Origin of the sequence: Alcaligenes nematophilus (assembly GCF_026344155.1) — a bacterium.
Classification (GTDB): domain Bacteria; phylum Pseudomonadota; class Gammaproteobacteria; order Burkholderiales; family Burkholderiaceae_B; genus Alcaligenes; species Alcaligenes phenolicus.
This window is the reverse complement of the sequence record NZ_JAPKMZ010000005.1, coordinates 119,341-144,841: the sequence shown is the minus strand read 5'-3', so window position 1 is coordinate 144,841 and position 25,501 is coordinate 119,341. Positions and strand designations below refer to the sequence as shown.

The 25,501-nt window shown below is 57.7% G+C and carries 22 protein-coding genes; 16 read left to right on the top strand and 6 right to left on the bottom strand.

The features are described from left to right. Positions 1 to 2: 2 nt before the first annotated feature. On the bottom strand, positions 3 to 563 hold the full coding sequence (locus OSH04_RS14345; protein ID WP_009460842.1) for a MarR family winged helix-turn-helix transcriptional regulator: 561 nt from the start codon (positions 561 to 563) through the stop codon (positions 3 to 5). 287 nt (positions 564 to 850) lie between these two features. On the opposite strand from OSH04_RS14345, the gene OSH04_RS14340 reads away from it, so the two are divergent. From OSH04_RS14340 to OSH04_RS14325, 4 genes are all read left to right on the top strand, one after another. Then, positions 851 to 1,825, top strand: a complete 975-nt coding sequence (locus OSH04_RS14340) for an amidohydrolase family protein (protein ID WP_277614478.1) — start codon at positions 851 to 853, stop codon at positions 1,823 to 1,825. 2 nt (positions 1,826 to 1,827) lie between these two features. Beyond that, positions 1,828 to 2,652: an alpha/beta fold hydrolase gene (locus OSH04_RS14335; RefSeq protein ID WP_060186722.1), complete on the top strand. Its 825-nt coding sequence runs from the start codon at positions 1,828 to 1,830 to the stop codon at positions 2,650 to 2,652. A gap of 81 nt (positions 2,653 to 2,733) precedes the next feature. Next, complete coding sequence (locus OSH04_RS14330; RefSeq protein WP_266108736.1) at positions 2,734 to 3,786, top strand: M29 family metallopeptidase; 1,053 nt, start codon at positions 2,734 to 2,736, stop codon at positions 3,784 to 3,786. Continuing rightward, positions 3,773 to 4,396, top strand: a complete 624-nt coding sequence (locus tag OSH04_RS14325) for an N-carbamoylsarcosine amidohydrolase (RefSeq protein WP_266108735.1) — start codon at positions 3,773 to 3,775, stop codon at positions 4,394 to 4,396. Before OSH04_RS14330 ends, OSH04_RS14325 begins: the two co-directional genes overlap by 14 nt. A gap of 1,234 nt (positions 4,397 to 5,630) precedes the next feature. On the opposite strand, the gene OSH04_RS14320 is transcribed toward OSH04_RS14325, so the two are convergent. The 4 genes from OSH04_RS14320 to OSH04_RS14305 all read right to left on the bottom strand — a co-directional run bounded on the left by OSH04_RS14320 (position 5,631) and on the right by OSH04_RS14305 (position 9,142). Further along, positions 5,631 to 6,149, bottom strand: a complete 519-nt coding sequence (locus OSH04_RS14320; RefSeq protein ID WP_009460849.1) for an aromatic-ring-hydroxylating dioxygenase subunit beta — start codon at positions 6,147 to 6,149, stop codon at positions 5,631 to 5,633. Positions 6,150 to 6,162: 13 nt separating this feature from the next. After that, positions 6,163 to 7,452, bottom strand: a complete 1,290-nt coding sequence (locus OSH04_RS14315) for an aromatic ring-hydroxylating dioxygenase subunit alpha (protein ID WP_009460850.1) — start codon at positions 7,450 to 7,452, stop codon at positions 6,163 to 6,165. 66 nt (positions 7,453 to 7,518) lie between these two features. After that, positions 7,519 to 8,796, bottom strand: a complete 1,278-nt coding sequence (locus OSH04_RS14310) for an NAD(P)/FAD-dependent oxidoreductase (protein WP_266108734.1) — start codon at positions 8,794 to 8,796, stop codon at positions 7,519 to 7,521. Between the two features lie 31 nt (positions 8,797 to 8,827). Continuing rightward, positions 8,828 to 9,142 carry a non-heme iron oxygenase ferredoxin subunit gene (locus OSH04_RS14305; protein WP_009460854.1) on the bottom strand — a complete coding sequence of 105 codons (315 nt, stop codon included), beginning with the start codon at positions 9,140 to 9,142 and terminating at the stop codon, positions 8,828 to 8,830. Positions 9,143 to 9,524: 382 nt separating this feature from the next. Here OSH04_RS14305 and OSH04_RS14300 point away from each other — a divergent pair, with 382 nt between their 5' ends. The 11 genes from OSH04_RS14300 (at position 9,525) to OSH04_RS14250 (ending at position 22,725) form a co-directional block, all read left to right on the top strand. Then, positions 9,525 to 10,622, top strand: coding sequence for a TRAP transporter substrate-binding protein (locus tag OSH04_RS14300; protein WP_035273653.1), 1,098 nt, complete (start codon positions 9,525 to 9,527; stop codon positions 10,620 to 10,622). A gap of 24 nt (positions 10,623 to 10,646) precedes the next feature. Continuing rightward, positions 10,647 to 13,049: a xanthine dehydrogenase family protein molybdopterin-binding subunit gene (locus OSH04_RS14295; protein WP_226348414.1), complete on the top strand. Its 2,403-nt coding sequence runs from the start codon at positions 10,647 to 10,649 to the stop codon at positions 13,047 to 13,049. Then, positions 13,046 to 13,882: an FAD binding domain-containing protein gene (locus OSH04_RS14290; protein WP_009464042.1), complete on the top strand. Its 837-nt coding sequence runs from the start codon at positions 13,046 to 13,048 to the stop codon at positions 13,880 to 13,882. Before OSH04_RS14295 ends, OSH04_RS14290 begins: the two co-directional genes overlap by 4 nt. Before the next feature lie 3 nt (positions 13,883 to 13,885). Continuing rightward, the gene (locus OSH04_RS14285) at positions 13,886 to 15,073 is read left to right on the top strand and encodes a xanthine dehydrogenase family Fe-S subunit (protein ID WP_083054524.1); all 1,188 of its coding nucleotides are present in this window, start codon (positions 13,886 to 13,888) and stop codon (positions 15,071 to 15,073) included. A 44-nt stretch (positions 15,074 to 15,117) separates the two neighbouring features. Further along, entirely contained in the window at positions 15,118 to 16,137 is a 1,020-nt protein-coding gene (locus tag OSH04_RS14280) for an ABC transporter substrate-binding protein (protein WP_137431454.1), read from the top strand. Next, positions 16,137 to 16,916, top strand: a complete 780-nt coding sequence (locus OSH04_RS14275; protein WP_009464036.1) for an ABC transporter ATP-binding protein — start codon at positions 16,137 to 16,139, stop codon at positions 16,914 to 16,916. The genes OSH04_RS14280 and OSH04_RS14275 overlap by 1 nt, the downstream gene beginning before the upstream one ends. After that, positions 16,909 to 17,670 carry an ABC transporter permease gene (locus OSH04_RS14270; protein ID WP_009464034.1) on the top strand — a complete coding sequence of 254 codons (762 nt, stop codon included), beginning with the start codon at positions 16,909 to 16,911 and terminating at the stop codon, positions 17,668 to 17,670. Before OSH04_RS14275 ends, OSH04_RS14270 begins: the two co-directional genes overlap by 8 nt. Positions 17,671 to 17,708: 38 nt before the next feature. Next, complete coding sequence (locus tag OSH04_RS14265; protein ID WP_179136468.1) at positions 17,709 to 18,317, top strand: TRAP transporter small permease subunit; 609 nt, start codon at positions 17,709 to 17,711, stop codon at positions 18,315 to 18,317. Positions 18,318 to 18,328: 11 nt separating this feature from the next. Continuing rightward, positions 18,329 to 20,005: a TRAP transporter large permease gene (locus OSH04_RS14260; RefSeq protein WP_250757253.1), complete on the top strand. Its 1,677-nt coding sequence runs from the start codon at positions 18,329 to 18,331 to the stop codon at positions 20,003 to 20,005. Between the two features lie 24 nt (positions 20,006 to 20,029). Further along, complete coding sequence (locus OSH04_RS14255; RefSeq protein WP_266108733.1) at positions 20,030 to 21,052, top strand: XdhC family protein; 1,023 nt, start codon at positions 20,030 to 20,032, stop codon at positions 21,050 to 21,052. Positions 21,053 to 21,240: 188 nt separating this feature from the next. Further along, positions 21,241 to 22,725, top strand: a complete 1,485-nt coding sequence (locus OSH04_RS14250) for an NAD(P)H-hydrate dehydratase (protein ID WP_266108732.1) — start codon at positions 21,241 to 21,243, stop codon at positions 22,723 to 22,725. 3 nt (positions 22,726 to 22,728) lie between these two features. On the opposite strand, the gene OSH04_RS14245 is transcribed toward OSH04_RS14250, so the two are convergent. Then, positions 22,729 to 23,652, bottom strand: a complete 924-nt coding sequence (locus OSH04_RS14245; protein ID WP_022983297.1) for an EamA family transporter — start codon at positions 23,650 to 23,652, stop codon at positions 22,729 to 22,731. A gap of 154 nt (positions 23,653 to 23,806) precedes the next feature. On the opposite strand from OSH04_RS14245, the gene OSH04_RS14240 reads away from it, so the two are divergent. Next, positions 23,807 to 25,411, top strand: coding sequence for a phospholipase D family protein (locus OSH04_RS14240; protein ID WP_035273666.1), 1,605 nt, complete (start codon positions 23,807 to 23,809; stop codon positions 25,409 to 25,411). Positions 25,412 to 25,501 lie beyond the last annotated feature (90 nt).

Sequence of the window (25,501 nt, the reverse complement as noted above, 5' to 3'; positions counted from 1 at the left end):
TCTCACATGTTTTTCAGGGCGGCACGACCATATTGGTTGTTGTGCTCCACTACACGCGTCAGCATGGTCATAAAGGTCTGGCGCTGCTTGGCGGTCAGTGGGTCCAGCAGTCGTTCCTGGGCGCGGTTCATGCCCGCACTGATTTCCTTCATCGCCGCCAATCCTGCTTCGGTGATGTAGGTCTGGCGAGAGCGGCGGTCTTCGGGGTTGATACGGCGTCCCAGCAAACCTTTTTCCTCCAGCCTGCGGATGACATCGGCCGAGGTGGTGCGATCCAGCCCCAGCTCGTAGCCGATCGTGGTTTGATCCAGCCAGGGTGACCCCATCAACACGGACAGGACACCGTGCTGGACAGGGGTGAGGTCACTTTTGCACTCCTCGTAAAACATGGCGTAATGAATCTGGTTAAGACGGCGGACCAGAAAACCAGGCCGGGACCACAGTTTGCGTCGATACAGCTCGGCATTTTCTTCTTCCACTGGACCCAGGATTTCGGCCTCGTCGGCTTCCAGTCGTTCTTCTTGCTTTAGCTCGGCGTGATTCTTCATGGATAAGTCAGTCATCGATTGAGTGGCCTTCAGCCCGTTGCCAACAAGGCAGCACACTGAAAGCGGGACGACCTGCAAAGGGTATGGCTGCAAGGTCGGCGTCTACAAGGAAAGCAGGGCTACGCTAACGTGAACAAAAGCCCTGATTTCTGATTTGCAGTCATTTCTACAGGTGCTGTCCACGCCCCAAAGTATATGTGATTTCCCGACTTGCTGAAAACAATAATAATCAGCATACTGATAGATATTGTTGGGGGGTCAAACGATTGACCTTATGTAAATCAATAATTTAGGGAAAATTTATGGTGAAACGTATTAAAAAAATAGCACTGGAGGAGCACTTCAACGCCGTTGGCTTTGAGGATTATTCCAAGGCCTTTGTCAAACATATTGACAGTGCCGACGCGCGTGAACTGATGGCTCGTTTGCATGACTTCGACGCCCAGCGTCTGGAGGTGATGGATCGTGCCGGTATCGAGTACGTTGTGCTGTCGCAGACCGGCCCTGGGGTACAGGTGGAAAAGGATGTGTCCGTCGCTATCGAGCGTTCACGTCAGAACAATGATTTCCTGGCGCAGCAAATTGCACGCCATCCCGATCGTCTGGGCGGCTTTGCCACTTTGCCCATGCAAGACCCGGCTGCTGCCGCGCAGGAATTGACGCGTGCGGTGCAGGATCTGGGCTTGAAAGGCGCTTTGGTTAACGGTCACACGCATGGCGTGTACTACGATGGCCGCGAATATGATGCCTTCTGGGAAACGGTGCAGAAGCTGGATGTGCCATTCTATCTGCATCCCTTTGATGCTTATGAAATGCCGCACGCTTACACAGGCCACCCGGAGCTGATGGGTGCAACCTGGGGTTGGGGTGTGGAAACCGGCACTCACGCGCTGCGCATGTTGTTCGGTGGTGTGTTTGATCGCTGCCCGGATGTGAAGTTGATCTTGGGTCATATGGGTGAAGGCTTGCCGTTCCAGCGCTGGCGCTACGACAGCCGCTTTGCCGTGTACCCACATGGTGTGACCTTGAAGCGCAAGCCTTCCGAGTACATCGGCAGCAACATCCTGATCACCACTTCGGGTGTCTGTTCTGCCCCAACGCTAATGGGCGCAATCGGTGAAATGGGTGCCGAAGCCGTGCTGTTCTCGGTTGATTACCCTTACGAATCCACTGAGCTGGCCGCTGATTTCATCGAGGCAGCGCCTATGGATGACAAGACACGCGAGCTGGTTTGCTACGGCAACGCGGCCCGTCTGTTCAAGCTGGACCGGAGCTAAGCATGAGCACATTTTTGTACGGCGCTCATGTGCACGCCAATGGCATTCGTCAGCATTACCTGCGTTTTGGTGGTTCCGTTGGTGGGCGTGACCAGCGTCCTGCCGTCATCATCGTTCCCGGCATTACCAGCCCGGCGGTGACCTGGGGCTTTGTGGGCGAGCAGTTCGGCAAGCACTTTGATACCTACATTCAAGACGTGCGTGGTCGCGGTTTGAGCGAAGCGGCTGAAGGTATGGATTACAGCCTGGATGCGCAGGCGGATGACTTGATTGCACTGGCTCAGGCGCTGGGCCTGAAGGACTACATCGTGGTCGGTCACTCCATGGGTGCCCGCATTGGTTTGCGTGCCGCTCACAAGAACAGCGATGGCCTGAACCGTCTGGTGATGGTTGATCCGCCAGTGTCCGGCCCAGGTCGTCGCGCTTATCCCTCCAAGTTGCCCTGGTACGTCGATTCCATGGCGATGGCTCGCAAGGGTTGCACGGCTGACGATATGCGTGCCTTCTGCCCGACCTGGACCGAAGAGCAATTGCAATTGCGTGCTCAGTGGCTGCACACCTGCCATGAGCCTGCGATTCTCGCCAGCTTTGAGGGCTTTCATACCGACGATATTCATGTCGACTTCCCGCATTTGACCGTGCCTGCCTTGCTGATGACAGCCGAGCGTGGTGACGTGGTGCGTGACGAGGATGTGGCCGAGATTCAGCAGTTGGCCCCTGGCGTTCAGCACGTTCGCGTGCCTGATGCCGGTCACATGATTCCTTGGGATAACGAAGCAGGCTTTTACGAAGCTTTCGGTGATTTCCTGGGCCAGCGCTTGGTGTGATGTTGAAAGGGCCGCATGGGCGGCCCGTCGTGATGCAAAGGTTCCGCGTCAGTGTCGGAACTTTTCACAAGGAGAGACAAGATGGCAGTTAGTGATTACCAACTTATCGAGGCATGGCAAGAAGTGCTACGCCTGTCCAAGCTGCAGGCCGGTCAAACCGTGACCTTGCTGACCAGCTCGACCACGCACCCGCAAACCATGCAGTGTGCGCAGATTGCCGCTCAGTCCATGGGTGCAATTGTGAATCGCCTGGACTTGTTGCCGGTCAACGCGGAAAAAGCCTTGAGCCGTGACTCGCTGGCCTACCTGGGTACGACCCCGCTGACGGGTAACGAAGCAGCGATTGCAGCCCTGAAGGCCAGTGATCTGGTGCTGGACTTGATGACCCTGTTGTTCTCGCCCGAGCAGATCGACATTCTGAAGTCGGGCACGAAGATCTTGCTGGCGGTGGAACCACCAGAAATTCTGGTTCGCACTGTGCCAACGGAAGCGGATCGTGCGCGTGTGACAGCGGCTGCGGGGCTGATTAAAGCGGCCAAGGAAATGAGCATTACGTCTCCTGCCGGTACCAATCTGCGTTGCCCGCTGGGTGAGTTCCCCGCGATTCGTGAATACGGTTTTGTGGATGAGCCCGGTCGTTGGGACCACTGGCCTAGTGGCTTCGTGCTGACCTGGCCGAACGAGCTGGGCACCAACGGCACCATCGTGATCGACAAGGGCGACATCCTGCTGCCGCAGAAAAAGTATTCCTCCGAGCAGATTATTCTGACTGTGGAGAATGGTTATGCCACGAAGATCGAAGGCGGCATTGAGGCGCAATTATTGGACGAGTACATGAAGTCCTTCAATGACCCCGAAGGCTACGCTATCTCGCATATCGGCTGGGGTCTGCAACCACGTTGCCATTGGTCCACACTGGGTCTGTACTCGCGTGAGAACACCATTGGCATGGATGCGCGTGCGTTCGAGGGTAACTTCCTGTTCTCCCTGGGCCCGAACAATGAAGCTGGCGGCAAGCGCACGACGGCCTGCCACATTGATATTCCTTTGCGCAATTGCACGGTCAGCCTGGATGGCCGCGCTGTCGTGCGTGATGGCAAAGTACTGGACGGAGGCGTTGGTGAGTACGAATGATGGAGCGGTTTACGCTCAACAAGGGTTTGGGTCGACATTGGAGCCTAAAGCTCCTTACGGTTTGTTGATTATTGATCTGGTGAATGGCTTTGCGGATCCTGCCGTGTTTGGTGGCGGTAATATTCCCGAAGCTATCGAGAACACGCAGAAGTTGCTGGCAACGGCGCGTGAACAGGGTTGGCCGGTGGCTCATACGCGTATCGTGTATGCCGACGATGGCGCTGATAACAACATCTTCAGCATTAAAGTGCCCGGCATGCTGGGTCTGACCGAAGACGCGCACAACAGCCACATCGTGCCGGAACTGGCTCCTGTGCCCGGTGAGTTCATCGTTCGCAAGAACGTGCCTTCGGCCTTCTTTGGTACGCCTTTAGCCGCTTGGTTGACCCAGCGTGGTGTGCAAACACTGCTGGTTGCAGGCGCCGTGACCAGCGGTTGCGTGCGTTCCAGCGTGGTTGATGCGATGCAACTCGGTTTCCGCCCCTTGGTGGTATCGGATTGCGTGGGTGACCGTGCGATTGGGCCTCACGAGGCGAACCTGTTCGATATGCGTCAGAAGTACGCCACCGTGGCAACACGTGAAGAGGCGATGAGGTTGATTGGTCTTTAACGCTATTCAATTTTTTTGAGCTTTTGAAAAGAGCGACGTGTTTCATCACGACCTGGATGGGCGTCCGCGCTTGATGAGACATGATTCGTCGTTAACAAGTCTGTTTTGATAGCCTTGTAATTGAGTATCGATGGTCTGCCGCTTGGGGGCGGGCTATCGGACCTGTGCCCCTGGGAGCCGTATGGCTCTCGGGGGCTTTTTTATTTTTGGCAGCGTTGTGGGTTTGCAAGGATTACGGTGTCAGGGCTTTCTTCTGGACGTGCCGTTTGGGCTTTGCGTGAGGGCGGCGGATAGTTTTCTTGTGGGGCCCGGGTACGGCTTGTCTTGGCGGGTCTCTTGCCCACGCTGCGCGTGGGTACCCTTGTCAGAGTGCTGGGGCGGGCGGGTCGTGAACTCGGAGCGCGGTTTGTCCCCCGGACAAACCGCAAGCGTGCTCCTCAAACAGCACGCCCCTTGCATCCCGCCCCAGCACTCTGCCTGCGGCAAGAGCCCTGACTCGCCCGCCAAGCCGTACCCGGGCCCCACAAGAAAACAAGCAACACGAGTTAAAGCCCAAACGGCACTGGCAGAGGTGGGATGAAATTAAGGGCCCAGATTGGATGGGTGGAGAACGGAAGGGAGGGGGGCTGAAGAGCAGAACGATAGGTGCTTAGGAAATACAGAAGAGCAAGGCACGAGGCCCTGTTTGTTCAAAGAGTCCGTAAGAGATTGGTAGATAAAAAGCCATTGTGAGCCGTTCAGTCGGCCTGCTGGGGTGTCAGGGCGGATCAGAGTACTTGCCGCGGGCAGGAGATAGCGTAGGGGTGCAAGCATCCTGCTGTTTGAACCCGACGCTTGTACTTGGTCCGGGGGACCAAGTACCGGGTGAGTTCGGGATGCGCCCGTAGCTATCTCCTGACAAGGGCACCGGTGCGCAGCACCGGCAAGTGCTCAGCCCGGACACCCCAGCAGGCCGACTGAATGGCGTTTTCACAGAGACTTCTTTTACCCCCGGTCCCCTGATTAACCTTAATTCCCTCCAGGCTTGATAGGCCCCCAGAACCTGCGCTACCAGCCCTAAAGCCTCATATCTCTGACGTTGCGCCAGGCATCAGCCCTTTGCCCCAATAAATAAGCAAAAAAAAGCACCCCTCAACAAAGAAGGGTGCTCAAAGGAATCAGAAGACCTTCTGACTCAAGTGGCTCGGAAACAGCACACAAAAAACAGTTTTAAAACCAGAAGCAAACCCCGGGCTTAGACCGGAAACACCAGATCATTCGCCAGGATGGAGGTATCAAAAATCACCTGACGCTCCTTGAGCATCAAACGACCGTCCACACGTGTGAACGTATCAAAATAATTACCCACCAGATGCACCGTGGAAGGCCCTTCCACCAAAGTCTGCATCAGCATGAAATTGCCTTCAGCCTCAATGTCGCCATTGTCAGCCTCGCTGATCACGCGCACATCCGTGACCAGATGCAGCATGTAGCGCGGGGCATACATCTGCGTGCGGGCAATAGCCACCGCACGATCGTGCATCATGTCGCGCCCTTCGGCATAGACCAGACCTACCGGCAAGTTCAGATCCGCGTTCTCGCGTGAAGTGACCCGGTAAACCGCGTCCTCCACAAAAAACATGGGCCAGTCCTCAACATTGCCACGATCCAAAGTGGCACAGTACTCGGCATTGAAAAGCTCAATTTCCGCCTTCAAGGCCAAAGCGCGCTCAACAGAAACCTGGGCGGGTTTGAAAGAAAAATCCATTTTCATAAGTCAGCTCGTCTTACAGATCCATCACTTGGCGGTAGTACTGGTACATGGAGCGAATAGCCGCTTCCGAGATCAGCGTATTGGACGTACCCAGCTTGCTTTCATCCAGCTTGATGATGTTCACCTCGCTGCTGGAACGACGTACCCCTTCCTGCACAAATTTCATGGCCTCGTTGTCTTCCAGACCCAGGAAACCGGCAGGACCCATCAGGTTGCCCTGACGCAGACGGTGACGAGTCATCTCCTCGGTATCGTCCTCATAGCCAAACATGGTCCATTGCATGATCAGACTGTTGGGGCCATTGGGCACGATCTGACGCACACCCAAGGTGTTCATCTCGCGCTGAACAATCAGGTTGGGCCAGATCGTCTGCATGGTCACCGACCACGGCGAATCAAACTCCTTGACGTAGTCCAGAAAACGCTCATCGCGCAAACGCATATCGTCCACAAAGGAACGCATTTCCTTCTTGTTGTCCTCACTGACCTCGGCGTACTTGTCCTCGGACTTGGCCGAAGCCATATAGCCATGACGACCATGCACAGGGTCCACATACATCTGCGACTTGTTGCCCGCTACCAGCAGACCGAACACCACCAGGAAAGAGTGCAGCAAGGTCGCGTGGTAAGGATCTTTCAGGTTCTCGTGGTACATCTTCCAGTTGCAAGGCAACTCGTTACGGTAGTAACCCAGAATCTTCAGCTTCTTGCCGGGAAACACCGCCTCGAAATCCTTCAGAATTTCAGGCGTCAGGTATTCCGTAATAGGCTCGACCTTGTCGCTGTAGGACGCAAAAATTACGCCGTTGTGCGTTGTCACATGCAGCTTTTTCAGACCATGCTCGGAGTTCTTGAAGCTGCGCGGCATGCCGCCTTCTTTATTCGCACCGCGCTTGAAAGGAATCCCTTGCAGATCACCCTTCAGGCTGTAAGACCACTGGTGATACGGGCACACAAATTCATTGGTATTGCCCTGATTGTGGCGGCAGAACTCGGCACCACGGTGTGCACAGCGGTTTTCAAATACGTTGATACTGCCATCTTCCGCACGAGCGACGACCACTGGCGTGGAACCCACATACGAGCGCTTGTAGTCGCCCGAATCGGGAATTTCCGCCTCCAGGGCCACAAAGTTCCAGGTGTCACCATGGAAAATGCGTTCCATCTCGCGGTTGTAAATGTCGTTGCTGGTGTAGACCCAGTCCGGAATGGTGTTGAGCACGTCCTCGGGCCAGGTGCATTCCTCGACAGGGCGGTCTTTGGACCCGACCGTCTGGCCTATCACCGTTTGCGTCTGATACATGGGGTTCTCCTCTGATAACTCTTTAATGATTCGTGATGACGAGGCGGCGCAGGCCGCTTCTCTTTCTTAGACTTGGGCCGTACGAGCCGCTTCTTTCACGTACTGGCGCAGCTTGGTGGCCGGGTCCAGCACGATGGCCGGGTCCACAGGCAAGTTCTGTTCCATGACGCTGCGCAAAGCGCGTAGATCCGCGCCGGCATTGACGCCAATTGCGTGTCGCAAATGCTGGCCTTCAAATGCCAGCAGCATGAAGCTGATGGCATCGCCCTGGCTGTCCATGACGCCGCGTACCTGATAGTCCAGATCCGGGCTGCCTTGACCCAGCATTTGAATGTTGCAACCGAGCACATCCGTCCAGAACCAACTGACAGGTGCAACAGGAGCATCCTGCCCGGCAATGGCGTGGGCCACCTGACGGGCTTGCTCGTTGGCGTTCTGCCAGGATTCGGTGCGCGTGCGCACGGCGGTATCGGGGCAGATCTGGGTGGCGCAATCGCCAGCGGCATAAATGCCCGCCACACTGGTGCGGCCCTGGCGATCCACAATAATCCCGGCCGTCATATCGTCTACCGCGATACCACTGGCCCGCGCCAAGGCGGAGTTCGCGCTCAGACCGGCGGCCACAATGGCCAGATCGCCATTCAGGATCTGGCCATCGTTTAGTTCCAGCTGAACGGGGTGCTCGTTTTCTGCCGCAAAGTGGGCCTGACGCACTCCCTGACCCAAGCGCACGGTGATGCCTTGCGACTCGAAGCGCTCCAGCAACCATTGCGACAGCAGGGCAGGGGCGTTGCGGGCCAGCAGACGTTCATTCGCTTCAATGATGGTGACCTGTGCGCCAGTTTCACTGGCAGTTGAAGCCAGTTCCAGACCCATGAAACCGCCACCAATCACCAGGGCGCGCAAACCGGGATGCAGACGGGCTTGCAGGCTCAGGGCATCGTCCAGCGTGCGCAGATACAGGGCGTTGGCCTGGCTGGCGGGCAGCAGAGCCAGTTCGCGGGCCGCGCCGCCTGTGGCCAGCACCGCGTGGTCAAAGCTCCAGGTCTGGCCATTGCTCAGGCTGGCCTGACGCGTGGCGCAATCCAGAGACTGCACGCTGGTGCCCAACAAGAGTTCAATATTCTGTTCTTGATAGAACTCGGCTTTTTGCAAAAACACGCTGTCAGTGGTCGCGCTGGACTTGAGCACGTCTTTGGACAGGGGCGGACGCTCGTAGGGAAGGTGAGTTTCATCCCCTACCAAGGTGATGCTGCCGCTAAAGCCCAGGCTGCGCAGTTCGCGCGCCAGCACCGAAGCCGCTTGGCCAGCGCCGATGATCAGTACGGAAGTGTGGTGTGCCATGATGTTGCAGGTCTCGTCAGCAGAAAAAAGCTCAGGCCTGACTGAAGTCGGCCAGAATATCGTTGCCTTCAATGCGCAGCGGGTAGACCTTGATGTCCACCGTGGCAGGGGCGTTCATCGCCTTGCCGGTGCGCAAACAGAACTTGGCCTGATGCAGCGGACATTCCACACAACCGTCTTCCAGATAGCCGTCGGACAGCAGGGCATATTGGTGGGTACAGACGTTGTCGGTCAGGTGGAACTCGTCATCCAGTTTGTGCAGGGCCAGTTTCTTGCCTTCCCACTCGATTGCCAGGGACTCTTCGTTGTCGATGGCATCAGTTTCGGAAATTTTTATCCAGTTCAAAGTTGTCTCCGGGTTGTGCTTTCAATTAGTCAGTATACTGTATAAATTATAAAATCAAATATCGTTTTTATAAGGGATTGCGCTAGTTGAGGCTTAAGCTATTGATGATGCTTTCCTTTATCTCATCAAGGACATGCGTCAGTAGTTTCCCTGCTTGACCAAAAATTAATTAATCAGCACACTTACTATTATCGAAGCGGTGAATGTAAATTTCATAGTGTGCTGACACTGCTTGGAACGTCCGTCTGGCCCCTCGGGGGGGACGGTTTGGCAAGGTTCGGGCAGTTGCTGTCGGGGCTGCAAGCCAGACTGGCGGGCAAACTACCCAGACCCCTATCGAGCAAGGGGTGTAAATACATTAAAAAATACAAAGAGGTGAGTGATGGAGCGTCGTAGTTTTCTGCTGAAATCGGCAACGGTTGCGGGTGCGGGTTTGGCAGCCGTAGCCGCCCCTGCAATTGCGCAGAACAGCCCCACCGTACGCTGGCGCATGTCTACCGGCTGGCCCAAAAGCCTGGACACCATTTATGGTTCGGCCGAAGCGTTGTGCAAACGTGTCAGCGAACTGACTGAAGGCAAGTTCGAAATCCGCGCTTTCCCCGGTGGCGAGCTGGTGCCTTATGCCCAGAACATGGATGCCATCAGCAACGGCACGGTCGAGTGCAACCACGTGCTCAGTACCGCTTTTGTGGGCAAGAACACCGCCGTAACGTTTGATACCGGCTTGTCCTTTGGCATGAATGCCCGTCAGCACAACTCCTGGGTGCACTTCGGTGGTGGTCTGAAACTGCTGCGCGAAATGTACAGCCAGTACAACATCGTCAACTTTGTGGCGGGTAACGTGGGTGTGCAGATGGGGGGCTGGTTTCGCAAGGAAATCAAGGACCTGGACAGCCTGCAAGGCCTGAAGATGCGTATCGGTGGCATTGGCGGCATGGTGCTGTCCAAACTGGGCGCCGTGCCCCAGCAGATTCCTCCTAGCGATATTTACTCCTCGCTGGAAAAAGGCACGATCGACGCGGCCGAGTGGATTGGCCCTTACGACGACGAAAAGCTGGGCTTGAACAAAGTCGCTCCTTTTTACTATTCCCCCGGCTGGTTCGAGGGCAGTGCGTCCCTGACCACCATGGTCAATAAAGATGCCTGGGAAGCCTTGCCAGCCAACTTCAAAGCAGCATTCGAGACGGCCTGTAATGAGCAGACCATGCTCAGCCTGGCCAAGTACGATGCCTTGAACCCCGGCGCTCTGCGCAAGCTGGTGGCCGATGGGGCCAAGCTGCGTTACTTCCCCAAGGACGTCATGAAGGCCGCTTACGACAAGTCCCAGGAACTGTGGAAGGAACTGTCGGATAGCAACGCCGATTTTGCCAAGATTTATCCAAGCTGGAAGGCCTTCCAGGAGCAGGAGGCCAGTTGGTTCCGGGTTGCTGAAAGCGCCCTGGACAACTTCACCTTCAGCGAGTTGGGCAAGCGCAGTTAAGCAGCACATTCTTAAGGTAGTGAAATGAGTCAGCACAGTCACCCGTCAAGCCTGGGTGGCCAAGGAGTGGGTGCGCGTATTCTTCGCAAGGAGGATGCGCGCCATCTCAATGGCCGGGGCAACTTCATCGGAAACATGACCATGCCAGGGCTGCAGGAAGTCGCCTTCCTGCGCAGCCCCATGGCGCATGCCCGAATCCGTCAGATCAATATTGAAGACAGCGCACGTGCGCAGGTTATTACCCGCGCCGATATGCCGGACTGTCTGGATATTTACGCCGCTTCCACTTTGCCCAGTTACCAGGCCTCCAGCATGCCGCCGCTGGCCTCGGGCAGTGTGCGTTATGTGGGCGAGCCGGTTGCCATGGCCTTTGGTGAAAGCCGTGCCGTGGCCGAGGATGTTCTGGAGGAGATTGAAGCGCTGTACGACGAGCTGCCGGTTTACGGCAGTGTGCCGGCCTCGCTGGCCGCGCAGGGTGATCTGCTGCATGAGGGCTGGCAGGATAATGTGTTTGTGACACTGCGCTCGGACGTGGCCTTTGAAGAGCATGCCGCCCGTGCCGATCGCGTGATCGAGCACTCGGTCAGCCTGTCGCGTCAGTGCATGTTGCCGATGGAAGGCAAGGCCGTTCTGGCCTATTGGGATTTCCAGGCCGATCAACTGGTGGTGTATTGCGGCAGTCAGATCCCGCATATGCACCGCACAGGCATTGCCCAGTTTCTGGGTATGGATCAGGCGCAGGTGCGTGTGATTTCCCCCGATGTGGGCGGCGCTTTTGGTTATAAATGCGTGCTGCATCAGGAAGAGCTGTGCGTGGCCTGGTTGGCCAAGACCTTCCGCAAGCCCTTTCGTTTCATGGAAGACCGCCGTGAGCACTTGATTGCTGGCGCCAATACCCGTGAACACCAATACCGCCTGAAAGCACACATCAGCAATGAAGGCCGCCTGCTGGCGCTGGATGCTGAAATTGATATTGATGGTGGCGCTTACTCGGTCTGGCCCTTTACCGTGGGTTTGGAAGTAGGCCAGGCCCTGGGCAACTTGCCCGGTCCTTACGATTTTCGTGGCTACCGCTGCCGCACACGCGGTGTGGGCACCAACAAACCAGGCTTCATGCCGTACCGTGGCGTTGCCCGTACGGGTGTCTGCCTGGCTATTGAACAGATGATGGATCAGATCGCCCTGGCGGTCGGCAAGCCCTCCTGGGAAATTCGCTTGATGAACCTGGTGCAAGGCGAGCAAATGCCTTACGTCAACGTGGCCAACAAGCATTACGACTCGGGCAACTATCCAGAAAGCCTGCGCCGCGCTCTGGCTGCGGTGGATGTGGAGGCTGTGCTGGCTCGTCAGGCCAAGGGTGAGCCCGATGGTCGCCTGATTGGTCTGGGTGTGGCTTCTTATACCGAGCAGTCCGCACACGGTACGTCCGTGTTCGCCAGTTGGGGCACTGCGGTGATTCCGGGTTTTGATCAGGCTTTTGTACGCATGACCCCGGACGGTGGGCTGGAAGTGCGTGTGGGTGTGCACTCGCACGGCCAGGGTATGGAAACCTCGTTTGCCCAGATCGCCAGCGAAATTCTGGGTATTCCCGTGGCCAAGATCAAAGTGGTGCACGGCGATACGGGCCGCACGCCATTCTCTACCGGCACGTACGCTTCGCGCTCCCTGGTGATGTCCGGCGGAGCGGTATCGAAGGCCTGTAAAGAGCTGCTGCCGCGCGTGCGCAAGATTGCCGCGCATATGCTGAAAACTGATGTGGACAGCATGCAGCATCAAGGCGATATGTTCAGTGCCGAGGGTCGTCAAATCAGCATCGCCCAAGTGGCGGATGCCTGGTACATCAATCCGCAGCATTTGCCCGAGGACGTGGACCCGCAAGGTCTGGAGCTATCCGTAGGCTACAAACCCAAAGTCGATACCGGCAGCTTCACCTACGCCAGCAATGCCGTGGTGGTGGCTGTTGATCCAAAGACTGGCGGGGTGGAAGTGCTCAAGTACGTGGTGGTGGAAGATTGCGGCGTCATGATCAACCCCATGATTGTGGAAGGCCAGACCATAGGCGGGATTGCCCAGGGGATCGGCACCGCCTTGTACGAAGAAATGCCCTACGACGAGTTTGCTCAGCCGCTGGCATCGACCCTGGCAGACTACGTCATGCCCGGTGCCTGCGAGGTGCCCAATATTCATATCGAACACATGGAAAGCCCATCGCCCAATACCGAGTTTGGTGCCAAGGGCATGGGCGAGGGCGGGGCGATTGCACCTCCTGCCGCCATCATGTCCGCCATTAATAATGCCTTGCGCTCTACGGGAGCACAGGTCTCGCACACGCCCGTGACACCGCATCGACTGCTAAGCGCCATTCGCGCTGCAGCACAGCCCGCCAATCAGCAAGATAAACAGCCCGTGTCGGAGGTTCAGGCATGAAGGCCGCCAAGTTTGAGTATGAACAGGCCCAGAGCCTGAAACAGATCCAGGACGCTTATGGCAGCGACCCTTCCGCCGTGCGCTTGATGGGCGGTAGCCAGTCCCTGGGCCCCATGTTGAATCTGCGTCTGGTGCGCCCTGCTCGAGTGCTGGATGTGTCGGCAGTGCCCGAGCTGCGACAGGTAACGGCCAATAAAGGGCAAGTGCGTATCGGCGCTGCTGTGACTCACGCCCAGATTGAAGATGGCATTCACGAACTGCTGCGCGGCCACATGATGCAGAAAGTGGCAGGCCGCATTGCTTACCGGGGTGTGCGTAATCGCGGCACCTTGGGTGGCAGCCTGGCCCATGCGGACCCGGCGGCAGACTGGGTGCTGACCTGTGCCGCCCTGGGCGCACGCATCAATGTGCGTGGAACCCAAGGCAGCCGTACGGTTCCCATGAGCGAATTCATGCTGGCTGCCTACACCACGGTGCTGGAAGCCGGTGAGTTCATCGAGTCTGTGGATGTACCTGAAGTGTCCGGTTCGGCCCGTTGGGGTTATTACAAATTTACCCGCAAAGTGGGCGAGTTTGCCGATGCCAGTTGTGCCTGCTATTTCGACCCGGCCACACGCACGGCGCGCGTAGTGATTGGTGCCATGGAAGGCGCCCCGCGCTCCTTGCCCGAACTGGCCGTGAACGTGGCTGCACAAGGGGCCGCCGTCCTGGAAGGGGACACGATTGCAGCGGCCTTGCAGCCGTATCTGGCACAACGGGATGAAGCTCATCAGGTGCTGTTCCGTACGGTAGTAGAGCGCAGCCTGAAGCAAGCGCTGGGTGTGAAAGGTTAAGACATGGCAGAAATCTCGATTCAAGTTAACGGCCGTCAGCAAAAGCACGAGGCCGAACCGCGCACCCATCTGGGTGATTTCATCCGCGAGAAAAGCCGTTTGACCGGCACCAACCTGAGCTGTGAACACGGTGTGTGCGGCGCATGTACGGTGCTGGTGGATGGCCGTCCAGTGCGCTCCTGCATCACTTTTGCCGGTGCTTGTGATGGCCACGAAGTCACCACCGTGGAAGGCTACGATGACGATCCGATCATGAGCCGTCTGCGTACGGCTTTCTCGGAAAAACACGCCTTGCAATGCGGCTTCTGTACGCCTGGCATGTTGGCGACCAGCCGCGACATCGTGCTGCGTTTGCCCGATGCAGACGAAGCCCGTGTGCGTATTGAGTTGTCCGGCAATATTTGTCGCTGCACCGGCTATCAAGGCATTACAGCCGCCATTCTGTCCGTGCTGCAAGCCCTGCGCGATCAGCCCGATGCCCAGGTAGAAGCCTTGCGCGCTGCCGTGGTGCAGAACGTGCAGCAAGACTGGAACCAGAACGGCTTTACGACTTTTGAAGCGGTACAGGAAGAAGTGCAGACGCCCGCTCCGGTGGCCGCTGCTGCACCTGCCGCGTCCGGCAGTGCCGACAAGGGAAAGGGCCAGGCTATTCAAGGTGGTTTTGATGCCCGTTTCCCGGCCGATCAGGTTTGGGCTTTCATGAAGGATTTGCCCAAAGTGGCGGGCTGTCTGCCCGGCGCGATTATCGAGTCCCAGGAAGGGGCCACGGTACAGGGCAAGATCGCCATCAAATTTGGCCCCATGTCGGCTGCCTTCAAGGGTAATGCCACGTTGGAAGAGGATAACGAACGCCGTGCTGCCGTGCTGCGCGGTGAGGGCGTGGACTCCTTGAGCCAATCGCGTGCCCGCGGCGATGTCAGCTTTCAGGTCAATCCGGATGGCGAAGCGCGCAGCCGCGTGGAAGTGGAGCTGGTGTATTCGCTGCAAGGGCCACTGGCGCAGTTTTCGCGCTCCGGGCTGGTTCAGGATTTCGTGCGCCGCATGATTGCGGAGTTCGGCAAGAACGTGAACCTGCGCCTGGAAAAACCGCTGGCCGAAGGTGAAGAGCCGGTGGTGGCCGAGTTCAATCCGGTCAAGATGTTCTTCAGCATTTTGTGGGACCGCTTCAAGGGACTTTTCCGGCGCTCATAAGCGCATAGACGACGCAAGACGATAAATAAAACGGGGGTAAGGAGATGACGGAGCGTAAAGCTTTGGGGGGACGTGTGCGCCTCGCAATCGGGGCCACCTTCTTGTTGAGCACCTGGGGGGCGGCAGCCGAGCCCTTGAATGTAAAGCTGGACTGGACCCCTTGGGCCGTCCATGCACCGTTTCATCTGGCCGTGGAAAAGGGCTGGTTCAAGCAGGCTGGCCTGGATGTACGGCTGGAAGATGGCAACGGTTCTGTCACGGCGGTGCAGATCGTGGGTGGCAGTGATCGCTTTGATGTGGGCCAGGCAGCGCTGGCCTCCATGGTGATTGCACGCAGCAAAGGCTTGCCAGTCAAAGGGCTGGCCACCTTTGCCACGTCCAGCGATATCGGCGTGTTGGTGCCCAAGGATTCGGGTATTAGCGGGCCGGAGGGTTTGAAGGGACGCAAGATCGCCTATACCGCCGGTTCTCTGGAAGCGCCTTTTGTCGATGCGTTTCTGGCGGCGGGCGGCTTGCGTCGCAGCGATGTGGATCTGCTGAGTGTGGATGCGGCTGGCAAGGCAGCGACCTATGCGGTGGGGCGGGCCGATGCCGTGATCTCCACCATTCCATTTGTACTGGCTTCGGTGTCGCGTCAGCGCGCCTCCAATGCCATTCCTTTCGCCCAGCACGGCCTGGATATGGTCAGCTTTGGCCTGTTCACCAGCGAAGCCAAGCTAGCCAGCCGGGGACAGGAGCTGGCGACTTTCTCCAATGTGGTGGCCAAGTCCTGGAACTACATTTACAGCGGTCACGAGCAAGAAGCGGTGGATGCGATTGTGGCGCAACGCCCCAATGCGCGTTTGGACAAAGCCATTTTGCTGGACCAGCTAAACATTCTTAAAACCTACTTTGGCCCGGCTGTGGAGCAAGGCAGTATCGGCGTGAACCAGCCTGCGGACTGGGACAAGACAGTTGCCACGCTGGAACGGGTAGAGCTGATTCCTGCCGGTCAGAAGGCCACGGACTATTACCAGTCCGGCGTGGTCACCCCGCAATCCCTGAGCAGTCTGGAGCTGAAGTAATGGCGGCGCGGGTACTTTCTCAAGATGTGCGCAAGCGCTTTGAGGGCGCGCGTGATGTGCTGGCGCTGGACGGCATCAATGTCGATATTCAACCAGGCCAGTTCATCAGCATTCTGGGCCCCAGCGGCTGCGGGAAAAGCACCTTCCTGCGTTGCGTGGCCGGGCTGGAAAACATCAGCAGCGGCTCCCTGACGGTAGACCAGCAACCCGTCAGCGGCCCGCCCGACCAGGTGGGCATGGTGTTCCAGCGCGATGCCTTGCTGGAGTGGCGCAGCATACGCGACAACATTCTTTTGCCTTTGGAGTTTGCCGGCAAGCGCACGGCCGATTATCTGGACAAGGTGGATCAATTGCTGGCCTTGACCGGCCTGTCTCAGTTTGCCGACAGCTATCCACGCCAGTTGTCTGGAGGCATGCGCCAGCGGGCCTCCATTTGCCGTGCTTTGGTGGATGATCCGCGCCTGCTGCTGATGGATGAGCCTTTCGGTGCGCTGGATGCACTGACGCGCGACAACATGAACGCCGAATTGCAGCGCATCTGGATGAAAACGGGCAACACCACCTTGTTTGTGACGCACGGCATTGCCGAAGCCGTTTTCCTGGGCGATACCGTGCTGGTGTTCTCGTCTCGTCCAGGCCGCATTCTGGAGCAGATCAAGATCGACTTTCCTCGTCCGCGCCCGCTGTCCTTGCGCGAGACCCCGGAGTTCGGCCGGCATGTCGCTCATATCCGTCAATTGTTCGGCATTGCCGATGGTGCAGGAGACAGCCATGAATAAAGCCTTGCGTTCCATGCCCAGCTGGTTGGCGGGCGTGGTCTCTACCGTCGTGGTGCTGTTGGCGTGGGAATTAATTTGTTGGCTGGGTCAGGTGCGGGAAGTGATTTTGCCGCGCCCCTCGCTGATTCTGGAGGATTTGTATGGCGAACTGGGTTGGTACATGGGTCAAGCGTTATACACGCTCGGCATCACGCTGGCTGGATTTGTATTGGCCGCCGTAGGCGGCGTGCTGATTGCCGTCGCCCTCGTGGGTTCACCGCTCTTCGAGCGTTTTTGCTATCCCCTGATTGTGGGTTTCAACAGCATTCCCAAAGTGGCTTTGGCACCGCTGTTCGTGGTCTGGATGGGTACCGGCTACGAGCCCAAGGTGGCCATTGCTTTTCTGATCGCCGTCTTTGCCGTGATTGTGGATACGGTGCAAGGCTTGCGCTCGGTCTCGCCCGACATTCTGGACCTGGGCCGGGTTTTGAAAGGCGGGCCGGTTGCCCTGTTTTTCAAAGTGCGCCTGCCCTCTGCGCTGCCATCGATCATGGCGGGCCTGAAAGTGGCTCTGTCCCTGGCTTTGGTAGGGGCCATTGTGGGCGAGTTCGTGTCCTCCCAGCGTGGCCTGGGCTTTGTGATCATGAGCGCCCAAGGGGTGTTCGACACGGTGCGGGTGTTCTCCGCCCTGTTCATTCTGGCCGTCATGGGGCTGGCGCTGTACTTCCTGCTGGATGCAGTCGAAAAGCGCGCCACCCGTTTTCGGTCTCATTAGATTCCAACTAACTTCAACGCAGAAAATCTGGGGGATTGATGCAATCTTTACTCAAACTATCCAGGGCGATCGACAGCCTGAATCAGCTATGTGGCCGGGTGGTCATGTGGGTGGTTTTGCTGGTTGTCGTGATCAGCTCTTATAACGCCATCGCGCGCAAGTTCTTTGACTCCAGCTCCAATGCCTGGCTGGAGGTGCAGTGGTATTTGTTTGGCGCCTTGTTCCTGCTGACGGGCGGCTATACCTTTTTGCGCAATGAGCACGTGCGTGTGGACGTGCTGGCCTCGCGCCTGTCCGAGCGCAAGCAGATTGTGATCGAAGCCATGTGTGTGGTGCTGTTCATGCTGCCGGCCTGTATTGCCATCATGGCCTTGTCCTGGCCGGTGTTCATGGACTCCTATCTGACTCAGGAAGTGTCCTCTAATTCCGGCGGCCTGATTCGCTGGCCCGCCAAATTGATTATTCCCATCGGCTTTGCCCTGATTTCCCTGCAGGGGATCTCGCACCTGATCAAGTGCATTGGTTTCTTGCGCGGTGCCTGCCCCAACCCCAACAAGAAGTTGCAGGAAAAATCGCCCGAAGAGCTGCTGGCTGAAGAAATTGCTCGGCAAGCCGAGGCCAAGTTAGCGCATCAACACAAAGGCTGAACCAGATCATGATGGATTTATTTGTCGCCAATATGGCGCCAGTGATGTTTGCGTCACTGATTGTTTTCTTGCTGCTGGGCTTTCCGGTTGCCTTTGCGCTGGCCGCCAACGGTATGGTGTTCGGTCTGATCGGTGTGGAAATGGGCCTGTTCAACTGGTCCCTGTTCCAGGCGCTGCCGCTGCGTGTGTTTGGCATCATGGCCAACGATACTTTGCTGGCCATTCCCTTCTTTACCTTCATGGGGCTGATTCTGGAACGCTCCGGCATGGCAGAAGACCTGCTCGATACGATTGGTCAGCTGTTTGGTTCCATGCCTGGTGGTCTGGCCATTGCCGTGGTGTTTGTGGGTGCCATGCTGGCTGCAACCACAGGTGTGGTGTCAGCCTCGGTGATCTCCATGGGCCTGATCTCCTTGCCCATCATGTTGCGCTACGGTTATAGCCGCAGACTGGCCACGGGCGTGATTGCCGCTTCAGGCACCTTGTCGCAGATTATTCCGCCGTCGCTGGTGCTGATTGTGCTGGCTGACCAGTTGGGCCGTTCGGTAGGCGATATGTACCGCGGTGCCATGGTGCCTGGTCTGGTGCTGACAGGCGCTTATCTGCTTTACATCCTGATTCTGGCCGTGCTGCGTCCCAAGGATGTGCCACCGATTCCTGCCGAACATCGCACTTATTCGGAGGCCAATGGCCGTTCGGGTGCGCGCTCCTTGTGTGTGCTGCTGCTGATCTCGCTGGTGGCCGGTTATATCTTGGACGAATTTTGGGTTGACCCCAACGGCCCCGTAGATGAGAAAGTCATTATCTGCATCTTGCTGGTTGGTGGTGTGGCGTTCGTGTTGGCCCTGATCAACAAATGGCTGAAGCTGGGCTTGCTGTCGGTGCTGGCAGAACGCGTGGTGTTTGTGATGATCCCGCCCCTGGGCCTGATCTTTCTGGTGCTGGGCACGATTTTCCTGGGTATTGCCACCCCCACGGAAGGCGGTGCGATGGGCGCAGTCGGTGCCATTCTGATGGCGGTCAGCCGTCGTCGTTTGAGCACTGATTTGCTCAAGCAAGCCATGGATACCACGGCCAAGCTGTCCTGCTTCGTGATGTTCATTCTGATCGGTTCCACCATCTTCTCGCTGACTTTCCGTGGCGTGGATGGCGACTTGTGGGTGGAGCACCTGCTGATTGACCTGCCTGGCGGCGAATATGGCTTCCTGATTCTGGTCAGTGTGCTGGTGTTTGTACTGGCCTTTTTCCTGGATTTCTTCGAGCTGGCGTTCATCATCGTGCCTTTGCTGGGGCCGGTGGCCGACAAGATGGGCATCGATTTAATCTGGTTTGGCGTGCTCTTAGCCGTTAATATGCAAACATCCTTTATGCATCCACCATTTGGCTTCTCACTATTTTATTTACGTTCGGTGGCGCCCAAGGATGATTACATCGATAAAGTGACCAAGAAAAAGATTCCGGGTGTGGCCACAGGCGACATTTACTGGGGCTCCGTACCGTTTATTTGTATCCAGATCGTGATGATTGCTGTGGTGCTGTTGTTCCCTGGCATGGTGACGCATTACAAGGGAACGGGCGCCCAAGTTGATCCCAATACAGTCACGATCGAAATGCAGGACGAATACGGTGCCGACCTGAATCCGTTTGATGATTCGGGCGAGGGTGGCGGTATGCCGGTATTCAAATAAACACAGGAAAGACTGGAGACACATATGGAGAGCCTGGATGTCAGGGTATTGCGCCAGTTGCACGAGTGGCGCGCACAAGGACGTGATGCCATTTTGGTTACGGTTGTGCAGACCTGGGGCTCGTCCCCCCGTCCAGAGGGCTCCATCATGGCTCTGGAAAAAGGTGGGGCGGTGGTCGGGTCGGTCTCGGGTGGTTGTATCGAGGACGACCTGATCCGTGCCTATCACGACCCCGCGGGGGCGGATAAGCGCCTGCATGGCGATGGCTGTCCTCAGATGCTGACGTATGGCGTCAGCGCGGATGAGGCGCATCGCTTTGGCCTGCCTTGTGGTGGCACGATCCGTTTGCTGGTGGAGTTCAATCCCTGCCCGCAAGCCCTGTCGGAATTGCTGAGCTTGCTGGAGCAGCGCCATCTGGTGAAACGTCATGTGGATCTGCAAACTGGCCGTGCCTGGGGCAGTGCCACCCGTGTTCCGGCTGCCTTGCATTTAAGTCAAGATTGCCTGTCTGTGACTTTTGGCCCGTCCTATCGGCTCTTGCTGATCGGTGGTGGGCAACTGTCCGAGTACGTGGCGACCATTGCCTTGTTCAACGGCTTTGATGTGACGGTCTGCGATCCGCGCAGCGAGCATATTCAAGGCTGGAGCGTAGCGGGTGCGCGTGTAGTTAAGGGCATGCCGGATGATGAGGTCATTGCCTGCGTGCCGGATCGGCGTACGGCCATTGTGGCCCTGACGCACGATCCCAAGCTGGATGATATGGCCTTGCTGGAGGCGCTCAAGAGCAGTGCCTTTTATGTGGGGGCGATTGGTTCGCGACGTAATAACCAGAGCCGGCGCGAACGCCTGGCCGAGCACTTTGATCTGACGGCCGAGGAAATCGACAAGCTCAAAGGTCCGATTGGCTTGTATATAGGTAGCAAGACCCCGGCAGAGATTGCCGTCAGCATCATGGCCGAGATCATTGCGATCAAGAACGGGGTGGAGGTACCGCGTGAGCTGTCCGTCGGCTCTGTCAAGGATAGACAAGAACAGCCGTCGGCCTAGAGGGTGGCTGTTGCGACAGTTCTGCATTCAGACTTTTCGCACTAAGATAAGAGAACGGGCGGCGACCCGTTCTTTTTTTGTCTCCGGGCCGCCCAGGACCTGACGCCTTCTGTTTTCAGCAGGCCGCCAGCGGGTGACCAGCCCGTGCAGCGTAGGGACGTTTTGATTTCTGCCTTTGTGAGCCTGCCATGCCCTTTGTGTCCCAATATGGTTTTTTGCCCCTGAGTGCCGCGCCCGGGAAACAGGCCCTGTACAGTCCGGCACAGTGCGCCAGCATGGATGCAGCCGCTCCGGCTTTCGGGGTATCCATCGAGCAATTGATGCAGGCCGCTGCCAGTGCGGTGGCGCGTACCGTGCAGCGCCACTGGCCGCAAGGAGCGGTGCTGTTCTTGTGCGGGCCGGGTAATAACGGTGGAGATGCTCTGGTGGCGGCGCAGATTCTGCGCGAGCAGGGGCGGGTGGTTTCCGTGTTCAGTCTGGTGGACCCGTCTGTGCGGCAGGGAACGGCTGCCTGGGCGCAAACGCAATGGCAGGGTCGCTGGGAAAGCCAGTGCCCGGACTTTCGACGCTTTTCCGTGGTGGTGGATGGTTTGCTGGGAGCAGGCCTGGATCGTGATGTAGAGGGCGAGACAGCTGCCTTGATTCAGGCTTTGGCGGCTTCCAAGGTTCCTGTATGTGCCATTGACGTGCCATCGGGCCTGGATGGGGCCAGCGGGCAGGTGCGCGGTGTGGTCGCCCCTGCCACGGTGACAGTCAGCTTTGTGCGCTACAAGCCGGGCCATGTGCTGTATCCGGGCCGTGCCTTGTGCGGCAAGCTTGAGCTGGCCGAAATCGGTATGCCAGCGCCGGCCTTGCAAGAGGCCAATACCTGGTTGAATGAACCTGCCTTGTGGCAGGCTCATCTGCCGCAGTTGGGCGCCCAGAGCCATAAATACACGCGTGGGCACGCTTTGGTGGTTGGGGGCGAACGGATGACCGGAGCCAGCCGTCTGGCGGCTCGTGCAGCACAACGCGCAGGAGCCGGACTGGTCAGCATGGCTGTGCCGCCCTCGGTCTGGTCGGTGTACGCCGGTGCGCTGGACAGCATCATGGTGGCCCCCTTGGATGACACTTTGACCACGGACGAGCGCATTCGCGCCTGGCTGGTGGGGCCGGGTGCGGGATTGGGTGAGGAAACCCGTCGCCTGACTTTGGCTTTGCTGGCAACGGGGCGACCTTGTGTTCTGGATGCGGACGCCATCAGCAGCTTTGCAGCACAGCCCCAGGAGTTATGGGATGCCTTGCATGAGCAGTGCGTGCTGACCCCTCACGCGGGCGAGTTTGCCCGCGTTTTTGAGGAAGCGCCGGATCGCCTGGAGGCAGCGCGACTGGCTGCTACGCAATGTGGTGCCGTGCTGGTGTTGAAGGGAGCAGATACTGTTATTGCCGCGCCCGATGGGCGGGCCTTGATCAATGCCTGCGCACCGCCGTGGTTGGCCACCGGGGGCAGCGGGGATGTGTTGGCGGGTCTGGTCTGTGGCTTGCTGACCCAAGGCATGCCTGCCTTTGAAGCGGCGGGGGCGGCTGTCTGGCTGCATTCACAGGCCGCCCTGGAGTTTGGTCCCGGACTGATTCCGGAGGATTTGATAGAGGTGCTGCCACGTGTTTGGCAGCGCCTTCTGTCCAGAGCCTGAGACTTACTTGCGTGGGGCGCGCTGGTAGGCCAATGCCACAATCCCGCTCAGCACCACCGCTCCACCCAGCAATTGGGTGGAGTTCAAGGTCTGCTTCAGAATCAGCCAGCCCAGAATCAGCGAGGCCACCGGCTCCATATTCATGAAGGGCGCATTGCGTGTCATGTCCAGGCGGGGAGCCAGCACAAACAGGGTCACAAAGCCCGTGGTGTACAGCACACAGACCAGCGACAGGGCAATCCAGCCTACAGCGTCGTGGGGCAGCGAAGAGCCACCGGGCAGCAGTCCCAGAGGGCTAAGTGCAATCAGGCAGACCAAAGTTTGGCTGATGGTACAGAAACTGCGTACCAGGCCGGGCAAGGGTGCCAGTTTATTTTCTGTAATCCACAGGCCAATCGCAAAGGTCAGGGCGGTCAGCAGGCTGCACACCACGCCCAGGACCCACTGCCCATCCAGCGTTGCGCCCTTGATCAGACTGGGAGCGTCCAGCGCCAACAAGAGGCCGATCAGAATTGCCACCATGATGATGGAGGTTTTGCGCGTGGGTTTGTGCCCGCCCAGTATCCAGGTCAGTAGCGCCAGCAGAATCGGGTACATATTGGCCACCAGCAAGGCCAAGGCGACGGGGATACGGGCAATGGAGGAATAAATCAGCATGCACTGCATGGTGATCAGCCCGCCCAGCATCAGTTGCCAGCCCAGATACTGACGGGGCACATACAGGGCTTGCTTGCGCCAGATCAGCAGCATGCTCAAGGCCAGGGTGGCCGCGGCCGAGCGAAAAATAACCGAGATGATCAGCCCGGTGCCATGGTCCAGCGCCACTTTGGCCGCGATATGGTTGGCGGCGAAGGAGCTGCCCAGCATTAACAGCAACATAATGGCAAGGTGACGGGGCAGTAAGGCGGGGGATGTTGCGGGGGGCATGCTACTTTTATTTCAAGTTTAAAGAATGGGCGGATGCTTTATTGTTGTCCGCCCTGTCACTTGCTGCAAGTATTGATTGCGAAACATGCCCAGGCTTGGCCCCGAGGGCGGTGCTACTATGTTGAGCGATGTCCATGTCCACAGAGATGCCTTCATGAAAATCGACCCCGCCAAAAAGCCGACGATTCCTCGTTCTACGGGACAAGCGCCGTCCTTTTTCTGGCGCAGCTTGATGGCGGGTGGGGCCTTGCTGGCCGGCCTGACAGGCTGTGCCCTGCCTTCGCTGGAAGGACGTAGCCAAAGCGAGGCTTTGCCGCTGGATCAGGCCAAGGAAACCATGATTGGACAGGCTGTGGCCCCCATGGCACAGGAGCATCCCGGTCTGACAGGCATTTATCCCTTGTTCGATCCGCACGATGCCTATGCTGCCCGTGCCTTGTTGGCCTTTGCCGCTCAAAAAACGCTGGATGTGCAGTATTACATCTGGCGGGGCGACACCACCGGCACCTTGATGCTGGGCACCTTATTGCAGGCTGCCGAACGTGGCGTGCGTGTGCGCTTGTTGATTGATGACAACGGCATCACCGGGCTGGACGATATCTTGGCCGCTCTGAACGCTCACCCCAATGTCGAGGTACGGCTGTTCAACCCCTTTGTGCTGCGCTGGCCCAAGCCTTTGGGTTTTCTGACGGACTTTTCCCGTCTGAACCGGCGCATGCACAACAAGTCTTTTACCGTGGATAACCAGGTCACCATTATTGGTGGGCGCAATGTAGGCGATGAGTACTTCGGTGCGACTCAGGACGTCTTGTTTGCGGATCTGGATGTGATGGCGATTGGCGCGGTGGTGCAGGACGTCTCCAAGGATTTTGACCGTTACTGGGCCAGTCAATCGGCCTATCCGGTGGACAGCCTGATCAAAACGGGTGGTTCGGAAGCTCTGATGAAGTTTCAGGCCAAGTTGCAGGAAGCCGAAGCGCAACCACGCGCCAAGGATTACCAGCAGGTGCTGCGTGAGTCGGACCTGGTCAGCCATTTGGTGCGTGGTGAGCTGGATTTCCAGTGGGCGCGGACCACCATGATCAGTGATGATCCGGCCAAGGCCTTGGGCCCGGTCAACCCGGAGCAATTGATGGTCTGGCAAATGGACCATGTGCTGGGCAAGCCCACCAGCCAGGTGGACCTGGTGTCCTCGTACTTTGTGCCTACCGCTGCAGGTGTACGGGCCTTTGAGGACATGATGAAGCGGCCTGGCATGAAGGTCCGTATCCTGACCAATTCCCTGGCTGCAACGGACGTGACGGCCGTACATGCAGGCTATGCGAAACGACGTAAAGCCTTGTTGGAAGCCGGGGTGCAGTTACTGGAGCTGCGGCCCACCATGGACAAGCCTACGCGTCACGGCTCCGGGCCTTTTGGTAGCTCGGGTTCGGCCCTGCATGCCAAGACCTTTGCGGTAGACGGCAAGCGCCTGTTTGTGGGCTCTTTTAATTTCGATCCGCGTTCGGTCAATTTGAATACGGAGCTGGGCTTTATTATCGAGAGCCCCGAAATGGCGCAAGCCCTGTCCAAGAGTTTTGAGGACGTCCTGCCTTACCGCAGCTATCGTGTAGAACTGGATGAAAAGGGTGATCTGGTGTGGATTCAGTTGAACGAAGACGGCACCCAGCGCTTTTTCACCTCCGAGCCGAATGCCAGTATCTGGCGTCGAGCCGGGGTAGGCGTCTTGTCTATCCTGCCGATCGAGTGGCTGCTTTAAGCCGATTCAATTATCGGTAGCGGATCTGAAATGTCCCCAAGGAGTCAGCTTGATCCTTGGGGGCATTTTCTTGTCGTTACTGGTTTTATT